The organism is Pseudogracilibacillus sp. ICA-222130, from assembly GCF_037892545.1.
Lineage (GTDB): Bacteria > Bacillota > Bacilli > Bacillales > Amphibacillaceae > Pseudogracilibacillus.
In genome coordinates this window covers 33,546-46,467 of sequence record NZ_JBBKBG010000012.1, presented here as the reverse complement: position 1 = coordinate 46,467, position 12,922 = coordinate 33,546, and the positions used below count along the sequence as shown (strand labels likewise).

The 12,922-nt window shown below is 36.7% G+C and carries 13 protein-coding genes; 7 read left to right on the top strand and 6 right to left on the bottom strand.

Translation table 11 applies throughout. The features are described from left to right. The first annotated feature begins 6 nt into the window (after positions 1-6). On the top strand, positions 7-627 hold the full coding sequence (gene thiE, locus WKT09_RS07010) for a thiamine phosphate synthase (protein ID WP_340415359.1): 621 nt from the start codon (positions 7-9) through the stop codon (positions 625-627). A gap of 307 nt (positions 628-934) precedes the next feature. Here thiE and bioB read toward each other — a convergent pair whose 3' ends face one another. The 3 genes from bioB to deoC all read right to left on the bottom strand — a co-directional run bounded on the left by bioB (position 935) and on the right by deoC (position 3,428). Continuing rightward, on the bottom strand, positions 935-1,936 hold the full coding sequence (gene bioB / locus WKT09_RS07005; protein WP_340415358.1) for a biotin synthase BioB: 1,002 nt from the start codon (positions 1,934-1,936) through the stop codon (positions 935-937). A 19-nt stretch (positions 1,937-1,955) separates the two neighbouring features. Continuing rightward, on the bottom strand, positions 1,956-2,537 hold the full coding sequence (locus WKT09_RS07000; RefSeq protein ID WP_340415357.1) for a biotin transporter BioY: 582 nt from the start codon (positions 2,535-2,537) through the stop codon (positions 1,956-1,958). Between the two features lie 219 nt (positions 2,538-2,756). After that, complete coding sequence (gene deoC, locus WKT09_RS06995; protein WP_340415356.1) at positions 2,757-3,428, bottom strand: deoxyribose-phosphate aldolase; 672 nt, start codon at positions 3,426-3,428, stop codon at positions 2,757-2,759. Positions 3,429-3,538: 110 nt separating this feature from the next. Between deoC and WKT09_RS06990 the strand changes: the two genes are divergently transcribed. From WKT09_RS06990 to WKT09_RS06980, 3 genes are all read left to right on the top strand, one after another. Continuing rightward, positions 3,539-4,210 (top strand): response regulator transcription factor, encoded by a 672-nt coding sequence (locus tag WKT09_RS06990; RefSeq protein WP_340415355.1) that lies wholly within the window; start codon positions 3,539-3,541, stop codon positions 4,208-4,210. After that, entirely contained in the window at positions 4,207-5,583 is a 1,377-nt protein-coding gene (locus WKT09_RS06985; protein ID WP_340415354.1) for a sensor histidine kinase, read from the top strand. The genes WKT09_RS06990 and WKT09_RS06985 overlap by 4 nt, the downstream gene beginning before the upstream one ends. 75 nt (positions 5,584-5,658) lie before the next feature. Beyond that, on the top strand, positions 5,659-6,054 hold the full coding sequence (locus WKT09_RS06980; RefSeq protein WP_340415353.1) for a hypothetical protein: 396 nt from the start codon (positions 5,659-5,661) through the stop codon (positions 6,052-6,054). A gap of 40 nt (positions 6,055-6,094) precedes the next feature. Here WKT09_RS06980 and WKT09_RS06975 read toward each other — a convergent pair whose 3' ends face one another. Further along, positions 6,095-7,417 carry an anthrax toxin lethal factor-related metalloendopeptidase gene (locus tag WKT09_RS06975; RefSeq protein WP_340415352.1) on the bottom strand — a complete coding sequence of 441 codons (1,323 nt, stop codon included), beginning with the start codon at positions 7,415-7,417 and terminating at the stop codon, positions 6,095-6,097. 603 nt (positions 7,418-8,020) lie between these two features. Next, positions 8,021-8,848: a squalene/phytoene synthase family protein gene (locus tag WKT09_RS06970; RefSeq protein ID WP_445323999.1), complete on the bottom strand. Its 828-nt coding sequence runs from the start codon at positions 8,846-8,848 to the stop codon at positions 8,021-8,023. Between the two features lie 142 nt (positions 8,849-8,990). On the opposite strand from WKT09_RS06970, the gene WKT09_RS06965 reads away from it, so the two are divergent. Then, a complete protein-coding gene (locus WKT09_RS06965) occupies positions 8,991-10,247 on the top strand; it encodes an AAA family ATPase (protein WP_340415351.1) in 1,257 nt (418 codons plus the stop codon). On the opposite strand, the gene WKT09_RS06960 is transcribed toward WKT09_RS06965, so the two are convergent. Then, entirely contained in the window at positions 10,162-10,935 is a 774-nt protein-coding gene (locus tag WKT09_RS06960; protein WP_340415350.1) for a hypothetical protein, read from the bottom strand. The genes WKT09_RS06965 and WKT09_RS06960 overlap by 86 nt on opposite strands. 130 nt (positions 10,936-11,065) lie before the next feature. On the opposite strand from WKT09_RS06960, the gene WKT09_RS06955 reads away from it, so the two are divergent. After that, positions 11,066-11,515: a YaiI/YqxD family protein gene (locus tag WKT09_RS06955; RefSeq protein WP_340415349.1), complete on the top strand. Its 450-nt coding sequence runs from the start codon at positions 11,066-11,068 to the stop codon at positions 11,513-11,515. A gap of 112 nt (positions 11,516-11,627) precedes the next feature. Further along, on the top strand, positions 11,628-12,920 hold the full coding sequence (locus WKT09_RS06950; RefSeq protein ID WP_340415348.1) for a homoserine dehydrogenase: 1,293 nt from the start codon (positions 11,628-11,630) through the stop codon (positions 12,918-12,920). Positions 12,921-12,922 lie beyond the last annotated feature (2 nt).

The window sequence follows — 12,922 nt, the reverse complement described above, 5'->3', positions numbered from 1 at the left end:
AAGAGGATGAACAGAAATATATTACGAAAATATTTTATTATGGGAAGCCAAGATTGCCCCAAAGATAGAACACCTGAAACGATCTTACGAGAAGCAATTCAAGGTGGGATCACTATCTATCAATTTCGTGAAAAAGGGAAAGGAAGTTTACAAGGGGAAGAAAAAATTGCCCTTGGTAAATCATTACGAGCAATCTGTCAGGAAGCAAATATCCCGTTTATAATAAATAATGATGTCGAATTAATCGATGTACTACATGCTGACGGCATTCATGTTGGTCAATCGGATGAACCGGTTAAAAAGATCCGTGAAAAATACCCACATAAATGGATCGGTTTATCCATTTCCAATATGGAGCAATATGAAAAAAGTTCGCTTGCATATATTGATTATATTGGTGCGGGACCTGTTTTTAACACAACTTCGAAATCCGATGCTCTACAACCCGTTGGAATAGAGTGGATTCAAACATTAAGAAAACTGACCCCTCAAATTCCCATCGTCGGCATTGGTGGTATCTCACCTGAAAATGCCCATCATGTGCTTCATGCTGGGGCGGATGGTGTGTCAGTTATTTCAGCAATTACAAAAGCAGAAAATATTCCAAAAGCTGTACGTTCTTTATAAAAACGAAATCTTATCAAAAAGAGTTTGGAACATAAGTTAGTGAAGATGCACGAGACACGAATCGCTCTTCTTAGATAATCGCTATAGAAATGTACCATCACATTTGAGTCAGTAGCTGCTACACCTTTTTCTAGCTAAGCGCTACAGCGTCCTGCCAACTTGGTAGACTCGCTGTACATTTCTTTCGCCTATATTATCATTCGTATTTCGTACTAACTTTTTTTGTTCCAAACTCTTTTCATTTATTTCGCTATGTTTTTATGCCGAACGCTCATTTTCATGCCCATATATTCAAGCAATAAAGTTTTTACACTCTCGCTTTTTCATGACCATAATCAATTTCAAATCCTAAATCTTCTAACATTTGGTGGTCTGCTGTACTCAATTGTCCTTCAGTCGTTAAATAATCCCCGACAAAAATTGAATTGGCAGCATACAATCCTAATGGTTGTAAACTTCTTAAATTCACTTCGCGTCCACCAGATATTCGAATTTCCTTCGTTGGACAACAGTAACGGAATAACGCTAACACTTTTAAACAATATGTCGGTGTTAGTTCATTCGTTCCTTCTAACTTTGTCCCATCAATTGCATGTAAAAAGTTAACTGGAATGGAGTCCGCATCGAGTTCTTTTAAAGAAAATGCCATATCCACCACATCTTCTTTCGTTTCTTTCATTCCGACAATGACACCTGAACAAGGAGATATTCCAACATCTTTCACTTTATTTACGGTGGATACACGATCATCATACGTATGACTCGTCGTAATGTAATCATGATGTTTTTTCGATGTATTTAAATTATGATTATAACGATCGACTCCTGCTGCTTTTAATTGTTCTGCTTGCCCTTCTTTTAAAATACCTAAACAAGCACATATTTTCATATCATAATTTTGTTTGATTTCTTTCACCGCATCGACGACAATATTCAATTCACGATTCGTCGGACCACGTCCACTTGCAACGATACAATATGTTCCTGATTGTAACTTGTTCGCTTGTTCTGCTCCAGCTAAAATCGATTCCTTATCCATCATTTTATACCGTTGAATTGGCGCCTTAGAATCAATAGATTGTGCGCAGTATCCACAATTTTCACTACAGGCACCTGACTTCGTATTGATAATCATATTTAATTTCACTTTATTGCCGTAATAATGGTGACGAATTTGATAGGCGCCATCTAATACTGCTAATACCTGTTCATCTGGACATTGCAAAAATTTCATCGCTTCTTCTCGCGTAATATGATAGCCTTGTATTACTTTATCTGCTAACTGAGCCCAATATTTTCTATCTTCCATCTTATGTCTTCCTTTCTTTTTATGATTGTGAACGAACCTTTTGTATCATTAAAATAGCATCTAATCGATATGCAAATACACCTGCAACAAGTGCTAAAGCAATATCTTTTGGCAATGGAACACTCATCCATAACCATGCAATTCCGTAGTGAAATCCTTCTGGCGCTTGAAACCAAAGTTTATAAGCCATATATAGCCAGTTCGTTCCAAAAACATAAATAAATAACATTCCGAACAACGATGCAGCTATATACATCGATTTTGTCTGCTTATATTCCACCAGTTTCCCACATATGTACGCAACGATAATAAATGAAATGATAAAACCAAAAGTAGGACTTAATAAATTTGCAGCACCCCCACTGAACTGTGCAAACACAGGTGCACCTGCCAATCCAATTAACATATACCCGAACATCGTAAATGCTCCTAAGCGACTCCCGAGGACAAGTCCCGCCAATACGGCAAAAAATGTTTGCAATGTAATAGGCACTCCTCCAACGACTAAAAACGGCATAATCGCAGTAATATTCGCTCCAATTGCCGTAAGTGCGATAAATAATCCACCGTAGACAATTTTTACTGTTTGATTCGTTTTCATGATTCCACCCCTTTGTAAACCATAATATTTTTAAGTTGACACAAATGAAGGATAGCATAATTTAAAAATTATGTACAGTATTTTTAAAAAATTTCAGATATATTTTATTCCTTCTCAGAAAGCACTACTTCTAATTAGGAAACATCGAGATTCTGTCATATAAAAAAAGGTAATGTTCATCTTTTTCGATAAACATTACCTTTTATTCGTATCTTTACATTAATACTCTGCGTCACTCGCGGTTCCTTCTACAATAGCAATGCCAGCACTTGCTCCAATTCGATTGGCTCCTGCATCAATCATCGCTTTTGCTGATGCTGCATCACGTACACCACCTGAAGCTTTTACGCCGATATTCGGTCCTACTGTTTGACGCATCAATGCAATTGCCTCTACTGTGGCAGCTCCAGGTCCAAATCCTGTCGATGTTTTAACAAAATCTACCCCTGCTTCTTTTGCGATATTGCATGCACGTTCAATTTCGTCAGGAGATAAAAAACCGGTTTCTAAAATTACTTTTACGACTGCTGCACCATTTGCCGCTTGAACCACATCTTCTATGTCTTGTAACACAGCTACATCATCACCAGATTTAAATAATCCGATATTCATTACCATGTCTACTTCTGTCGCACCATTTGCAATCGCATCACGTGTCTCGGCAACCTTTGTAAATGTACTCGTCGCCCCTAACGGGAACCCAATTACTGTCGTCACTCCGACATTCGTTCCAGCTAATTGTTCAGCTGAAAATTTGACCCAATAAGGGTTCACACAAACTGTGGCAAAATTATATTCTTTCGCTTCTTTACATAGTTGTTCTATTTGTTCCTTCGTACTTTCTGGTTTTAATAATGTATGATCAATATATTGCGCAATATTTTCTACCATCATTTTTCTCTCCCTTAAAAAATCTATGTTATTGTTAGTATAAACAATAAAAGAACATGCAACAATCTTTTTAACAAAAGGATGTGCAAACTATCGGAAAGGACGATTGTATGAATAAAATTTTAGTCGTTGACGATGATGAAAAAATTGTCAACCTCGTTAGCATTCATTTAAGCAGAGCAAATTACCGAATGATAAAAGCGCTCAATGGGATAGATGCATTAGAAAAAATGGAACAGGAACTTCCTGACCTTGCGATTGTCGATGTGATGATGCCAAAAATGGACGGATATGAATTAACAAAACAATTACGTACATACGATATCCCTGTCCTCTTATTAACAGCAAAAGGGGAATTGGAAGATAAAGAAAAAGGTTTTTTAGCTGGTTCAGATGATTATGTCGTAAAGCCCTTTGAACCGAAAGAATTACTTTTTCGTGTACAAGCAATTTTACGTCGATATGACAAATCTGTCGATACACTAATCAAAATTGGCCCTATGACCATTAACCAACAAAATTACGATGTTACAGTTGGTGATAAAACATTATTCCTCCCATTAAAAGAATTCGAATTATTATCTGTACTCGCTTCACGAACAGACCATGTGTTTGAAAGGGAATTTTTAATTGAACGAGTTTGGGGAATCGATTATGAGGGAGACGACCAAACATTAAACGTTCATATTAAGCGAATTCGCGAAAAATTACGTCCGATTACAGATGAAATTACCATTGTTACGGTTCGTGGAGTTGGTTATAAACTAGAGGTTGCACAATGATTCGATCTTTATATAGTAAGTTTTTCATTTTTACAGCGGTCATTATGATCGGTAGTTCGATTATTGCCTTTTTAGCTGTCAACACTTTTTATCATCAATATTTAAAAGAAAACAACGACACCAAAAATGTTCATATCGCGCAAGAAATGGCCGAATATATGGCAACAACCGATCATATCGAGCATTATTTACAGACTACTGCACATGTTGGGTATAAAATTTTACACATTGATTCAGATGGGGATGCCGCTTTTTATGGGGCTGATTTTCGGGAACATAATTTATCAGACGATGCAATAACACAAGTGTTAAATGGTACGATTTATCATGGGATGCGTGATTTTCCAAAAGAAACATTCGTCACAGGATTTTTCTCAGATGAAACAGCAAATACTGTCGGGGTACCTGTTGAAATCGATGGGCAACAACATGCTATTTTCATTCGTCCCGATATTAAATTACTATTTACAGAAGTTCATTATTTACTCGGTGGGATGTTTCTAGCAATGGCAATCATTAGTATGGTTGCTATGTTATTTATTGCTAGGAAACTCGTTCGTCCTTTAACAGAATTAACAAGAGCGACAAAAGAAATTGGAAAAGAACAATTTGCGGTTGAATTACCGACTAATCGTCGGGATGAAATTGGCCAATTAGCAAAAAGTTTTAAACAAATGACAGATAGATTAGAAGCCTCCGATAAAATGAAAAAGCAATTTATTAGTGATGTATCCCATGACTTCCAAACACCTTTGCAAAATATTCAAGGGTATGCGAGTCTGTTACATGAAGGGAGTCTCACAAACGAAGAGGTACGTTTGTATACCGAAATTATTCAAAGTGAAACAGACCGCCTATCCGCATTGACCAAACAATTATTATTATTAACATCGCTAGATACTTTAGAAAGTGATGTTCCAAAAGAACATTTTCGTCTGGATACACAAATAAAAGAAGTCGTTCAAAAACATCGCTGGAAGTTAATGGAGAAGAACATTTCGTTAACCATGCACATAAACGAAATGACGATGTACGGCCACAAAGCATATATGGAAAAAGTCTGGGAAAATTTACTTTCCAATGCGTTAAAATATACGAAGGAAAACGGAGCGATCCATATGGAGGTCCTTGAAAATGACGAAGAAATTATCGCCGTTATAAAAGACAACGGCATCGGTATTGAACAAGAAAAAATCCCATTTTTATTTGATCGATTTTACCGAGTAGATAGTGCAAGACATGCGAGCATTGAAGGGACAGGATTAGGTTTATCTATCGTCAAACAAGTAGTGGACTTACATCATGGAACCATCCATGTCACAAGTAATATGGATCAAGGAACCACCTTTTCAATTACTTTCCCTAAATTGTAATATGCAGTTCATGTTGCGTTCATATTCGACCTCTAATATAGCATATAACAGTTATATGAGAGGAAGATAAGAAATATGGAAACAATTTGGGGTAAAAGACTTATTCGCTTTGCAGCGATTTTCGGATTAATTGGAGCATTTTTAGGTTCCCATATGGCGGGTGCTGGTTCATTAGCATTCCGTCCGGTTCACGCACATATTTTAGTGGTTGGTTGGTTATCTCTATTCGCATGGGGTGTGTATTATAAAGCATTTCGTATTCAAGCATCCTCATTAGTAGCTGCCCAAGCATTAACAGGCATCATCGGCGCTGCAGGTTTATCTATCGGACTATGGTTACAATATTTACAACCATTTGGAGATTCAAAGGCTATTATTTTACCAATTTATATTGGCGGGGGAACCATTTTACTTATTAGCTTTTTATTATTCGTCATTGTGACATTTGTAAGCAAAGAACAAAAGGCATAAAAAATAAGCGTTGGATGGCTATCAAAGTCCATACCAACGCTTATTTTCTTTTTCTAAAGATAAGTAATAAAATGGTCACTGTAATAATTGGCATTAAAATTTGAATGATAAAAAAATTAGACCAAATGGATTTCATTTGATGAATAAATCTTGTTATTCGAGAATCTGTTTCAACCGTTATGTCATTAAATGAAACGAACCGCTTCGCACTATTAACAGCTCGTACTTTATATTCGTATGTTTTGTTCGGTTCTACATTTTTATCTGTATAACTATTTACAACGGATGAATCAAGAAGTTTTCCATCGCGAACTATTTCATAATAAATAGCATTTTCAACACTTTCCCAATTCAGCGTAATATTGTCTTTACTATTCGTAACGACAGAGATATTATCAGGATGATCAATTGAAAAAAATTTGTTATCTTCTGTTTTTACTTCTCTACTAAACGTTTTGCCCTGTACATTATTTTCTTCATCTATCATTTCAACGACGTATTCATGTGTGGTGAAAATATCAAAATTCACATCTTCATACGTTGTTTCATCCGTTGTATGTATTCTATCCCCATCTCGATAAATATGATATTTTTCTGCCTTTGGGTGGGCATCCCATGACAACTTGATCCCTTTATCATTATTTTCATCGACGCTTAAAATTCTTCCTGTAAAAGTATCCATAAACTCAAATGTTTTCGGTGCAGTATCTTTCAATGTTTCTCTGTACCAACCGCCTAGAAAATAATGTGTCATCGTTTCAGCAAAATATTCGTCTGCATATGAATAATAAGTACTCCCTGGAAATAGTTTCGCATATTCCTTTTTATGTATTTTCTTAAACTCGTCCATATCCGATACTTTTTCATCTAATACATTAAAATCAACCAAATGTGCAAACTCATGGTATTCTAACAATGCATTGTAATGCATATCTCCTGGATAACTTTGGCCAATTTTTGCAACACTCACATTATCCCGCGCTAATCCTGCTATGTCATCATAAATAACATCATTTTTACCAGATAACTCCCCTTGCAAATCTTGGAATTCTTCTAATTGCACTGCCGGTATATCTGATAAAATAAACAGTACGTCTTTTTTGACTGCCTCTTGAAGAATTCTTCTTGGAAATGCTGCCATTCGATCAAGCATTTCTTGTGTTGCTTCATGATCATAATTATTATTTAACGCACGAATTTCTATCAATTCTCTTAGTTCGTCATTAGCAAAATAGTGGTTCCTCGAATATTCTTTAGGCTCTTTCTCTTCAGCTTGTCCACTATCAACAAACGGAAAAAGCATGGCAAATAGTGTACTTACTATGAATAAAGATAGTAGTTTTATAATGTCTTTATTTACCACTGTCCGAGCCTCCTTTACAATCAATATCAAAAATATCATACAACAATTTCTAAACAATGTATATATGAGTGAATACCTATACTATTTTATTCCTTTTCTTACATGTAAACAAACCTCTTTTTCGATAAATCGTGACGAACTTCTAACATTTGTAACATTTTCCAAAAAAACAGGAATACAAGTTGATGATTGCTTTGTACTCCTCTTTTTTCTTTATGAATGAGACACTATGTTATGGTTTGTTTTTTATGCATTGTAATACTTTCTTATGGGAAAGGCTCCGAATGAAGATATAGGTGGAATCTATGTTTCTATGGGAAATGTTGAACTAGTTTTTGGATTTTGCAGGCTATTTTAAGGTTCATTCAACTGTCCGTTTTGAGGGGAAGCCAACGTAGAAAATAAATTAAGATTTGCGTTACCCGTAGTAAATGTAAGAAATTTTACCGCCCATTTTCATCACTTTAACGATTGCAACATGAAAAACGGTCATGTTTTCGTGATAAACATGACCGTTTTTCATGCATAAAGACAAGTTTTGTCCCCGTCTCCTTAGACCTTCCGCTTCCATATTTCGTAAGAGAGACTAATGCTTCATTATACCTATTCACTTTTCACTTGTTCTACTACTTCTTCGACTTCAATCCGAGACATTTTTTCTTTTCCTTCTTCCATTGCTTTCAACGTACGTTTTGCTAAAGCTAATGGAATCTTACAAAATAGCGTTATGGTTCTCGTTTTAATTGATTTTAAGTATTCGTCCCCTTTTGCTAAATTTTCCCGCGCATAGACGAATAAATCATCCCGAGTCCATCCTTCTGGCATGAAACTAACCCCACGCTCTTCCATATCTTCTTCTTGATTTCGTAAAATATTTACCGCTTGTAATCCACGTCCAAACCCAATCGCTAAATCACGATCTGTTTCAGTTCCATCGTACCATTCCCAAATATGTGAAAGCATTACTCCAACGAGTCCTGCAACATAGTATGTATAATCATCAAGGTCTTCTTTCGTATTTACAGCAAAGTCCTTTTCTACCCAGTCAGCCATCCCACCAGCCATTTCAGCTGTCGATTGCTTCACCTGTTCGACAATCCCTTCTGGGCAAACATCCAACCACTCTGCTAAACGTAATGTTACTTCAGGAAACACATCTTCATATGGTCGAACGAGATCCATATATGCTTCTTTATCGAAAGAGCCTTCTTTTAGTAACAATGTTTTTGTCTCACGTAATAGACGTGCTTTAATATCCTTTTCCATCGTTTCATGGTCTTCAATTTCATCAATTGCACGCATACATAAATAAGCGGAACCGACTGTTAAACGTAATTCCTTTTTCAACAATGTAATTGGAATATAAAATGTTCTACTCGTTTCTTTTAAGACGCGCATTGCCTCTTTTTCTAATTTCACATTATGTTTCAATCTCGTTTCCTCCTTAAAAAGGTTATTTTAAGTATAACAAAGAAAACGGTTTTTTTCCTTTATATGCATTTCGATTAAAGTTTTACGAATCGAGGAAGAAAAGTTATAATACTATCATTACAAAGAGATGGAGATTATATACATGAAACAACCTTTAGTACGTTTTTCAGAAATAACACGAGAACATTATCCACATTATTATGATTTTGCATATACGACTGACAAAATCGCAAATGTATTAAGAGAAAAAACGGGACATACATATGTTATTTATACATATGAGGAAACGATCGGTATGTCCGATATCATTCTCACACAATTAATCGAAAGTGACACACCAGAAATGGAGGTAATTGCTCCGATTCATGAACATGATCCTCAAAAACAAATTATAGATAAAGATGGGGCAAAAACAATTCAAGTATCTGAGGAAAATCATGTTTTCTATTTTCCAAGATTTGATGTAGCTATTGCGAATATCCATATATTCCAAAGCCATGTTGATTATCCACACGAATTTATTTTTGGATCTGATGATGCACAAGTCATTGCATTTTTACATTTTATGGAAGAGCAATACCGTACATCTATGTTAGATGGCATTACGATTATGACCGATACAGAGGACGGTTTAATCGATGAACAAGAGGAAATTACGAATCAAATTTCTCGAGAAGAAGTACTGCTTGAAAAAAGTATCAAGCGAGATATTTTCCGTTCAATTGATGAATTTTTCACCAACGAAGGCACATTTTATAAAACTTACCACATTCCTTATCGTCGTGGAATTTTATTATACGGAAATCCTGGAAACGGAAAAACAACACTCGTAAAGTCGATCGCCGGTAGTGTCAATGCGCCGGTTATTTATTGGCAAATTACAGAATATACATCCAGTTATTCGATTAGTGAAGTGTTTGAAAAAGCGACCAAAATGGCGCCTGTCATTTTAATTATCGAAGACATTGATTCCATGCCAGCAGAAGCACGTTCTGTTTTCTTAAATGCATTAGATGGTGCAACAACTAAGGAAGGAATTTTCTTAATCGGGACGACAAACTACCCCGAACGAATTGATCCTGCTTTAATTAATCGTGCCGGACGATTTGATCGTGCATATGAAGTGAAACAACCAAATACTGAAATGCGCAAACGTTATATTGAGAAGAAAAATTTAACTCAATTCGTTCCACACGAAAGATTAGATGCTATTGCGAAGAAAACGAAAGGGTTATCTATCGCACAATTAAACGAACTATATATGTCGATGGCTTTACAGTGGCATTATGAAAATGAAGTCGATGTCGATACGATCATTGAAGAATTAAAAGAAAATCATAAACGTGCGATGAAACAAGAGTGGGAAATGGAAGATTATGAAGACGGGATTGGGTTTTAAGATTATGTAAAATTGCTTTAAGTGTGGGGTTGATGGGGTTTGGAGCTTTGGGGTGTTGGGAGCCTAGCGTCCCTGAGTTTGGGATTTTTGCGATTTCGAGGACGGTAGACCTCCCTAGCGTCCCTGAGTTTGGGATTTTTGCGATTTCGAGGACGGTAGACCTCCCTAGCGTCCCTGAGTTTGGGATTTTTGCGATTTCGAGGACGGTAGAACTCCCCAGCGTCCCTGAGATTGCTATTTTCGCGATTTCGAGGACGATAGAGCGACCCAGCGTCCTTGAGATTTGGATTTTCGCGATTTCGAGGACGATAGAGCAACCCAGCGTCCTTGAGATTTGGATTTTCGCAATTTCGAGGACGGTAGAACAACCTAGCGTCCCTGAGTTTTGAATTTTCGCGATTTCAAAGACGATAGAGCGGCCTAGCGTCCCTGAGTTTGCTATTTTCGCAATTTCGAGGACGGTAGAACAACCTAGCGTCCCTGAGATTGCTATTTTCGCGATTTCGAGGACGGTAGAACTACCTAGCGTCCCTGAGTTTGGGATTTTCGCGATTTCAAGGACGGTAGAACGACCCAGCGTCCTTGAGATTGCTATTTTCCCGATTTCAAGGACGGTAGAACGACCCAGCGTCCCCGAAAACTTCATTTCCACGTTTTCAAGGACGATAGGGCATCCCAGCTCTTGCATGCTACTCCCCTAGCTCTAAAATCCATAAAACTTCTACTCATTTTTATTTCCCCATTATTTTGTCCATCCATTTTTATACGTGGTATGATAGAGCCACGAAAAGACAAGAGGTAAAGAAGGAGAAAGATAGATGAGAATTTTTGTTGATGCAGATGCATCCCCCGTGCAAAATGAAGTAATTGAAGTAGCAAAAGCACATGAGCTACAAGTCATTTTTGTGAAAAATTATGCCCATTTTTCGCAAACGGAATATCCATCATTTGTCGAAGTTATTCACGTGGATAAAGGGGCCGATATGGCCGACTATGAAATTGTCCGAAACATCCAACCGAACGATATCGTCATTACACAAGATTATGGGCTTGCTGCACTATGCTTAGGAAAACAAGCACATGTCCTCCACCATAAAGGGTTCGAATATACAGATAAAAATATTGATCCATTACTTGCTCAACGACATATCGGAGCACAAATGCGACGAGCCGGGAAGAAAACGAAAGGACCGAAGCCTTTTACAAACGAAGAACGTGAAAAATTCACACGAAAATTACATGACATGATACAAACATACATGAAATAATTATATAAATTCAAAATCATATATAAAAATGGTATAATAGTTCTTGTTCTATATGACATACGATTAATTGAAATATTCAAAATTATCTATACATAATAAATGAGGTGACGATTTGAAAAAGGAAATTTCTATTGGGTTATTAGGATTAGGTGTGGTCGGTTCTGGTGTCATCCAAATTGTAGAAGACCATCAAGAAGACCTACAACATCAATTAGGTTGCGGTGTAAAAGTTGAAAAAGTACTTGTTCGCGACATAGAAAAAGCTAGAAAAATCGCAGTAGATGAATCATTATTAACAACAAATAGTGCAGACGTATTAGACAATCCGAACATCGATGTAATTATCGAAGTAATGGGTGGAGTAGATACGGCTCGTGAATATATTTTAACAGCATTAAAAGCGAAAAAGCATGTGGTAACGGCAAATAAAGATTTAATTGCATTACACGGTCCAGAATTGGAAGAAACAGCACGTGAAAATGGCTGTGACTTATTCTATGAAGCAAGTGTTGGTGGAGGAATCCCTCTATTACGCCCATTATCTGATGGACTTGTTTCAGATCGAATTAACCAAGTAATGGGAATTATTAATGGTACAACGAACTACATCTTAACAAAAATGGACAAAGAAGGTCAGAGCTATGAAGATGCTTTACAAAAAGCACAAGAATTAGGCTTTGCGGAATCAGACCCAACAGCTGATGTGGAAGGACTAGATGCTGCACGAAAAATGGTTATTTTAGCTCGTCTATCGTTTTTCACAAATGTGGAACTAGATGATGTAGAAGTAAGTGGTATTTCTACGCTAGCATTAGAAGATATTGAATATGGGAATAAATTAAACTTAACGATGAAACTAATCGGTTTTGCAAATCGTCATGATAATAAAATTGAAGTCAGTGTTCAACCGACATTTTTATCGAAAGATCACCCATTAGCGTCTGTAAACGATGAATTTAACGCCGTATATGTAAGTGGAGAACAAGTTGGAGAAACAATGTTCTATGGACCTGGTGCTGGTAGTTTACCAACAGCAACAGCTGTTATGTCGGACGTTGTTGCAACGATTAAAAATATGCTATTAGGTGTGAACGGGAAAAAGTTTGTTAAAACTCGTTTCGAGAAACAATTAGCCCCTGCGGAAGAACGTTTCGGCCAGTTTTACTTACGTCTACGTGTAAAAGACGAAACAGGAGCTTTTGCATCTATCTCTGATTTATTCAATCAATTAGGGATTAGCTTTGAGCGAATTTTACAAACACCTGTGGATAAAGGTGCAGCAGAAATTGTCGTCGTAACACATAAAACATCACTAGCAAACTTCCAAAATGCGATGGAGCAATTAAAAGATTTACATGTAATTGAAACGGTTGAAAGTAGTTACCGTGTTGAAGGGGATGCTTAATT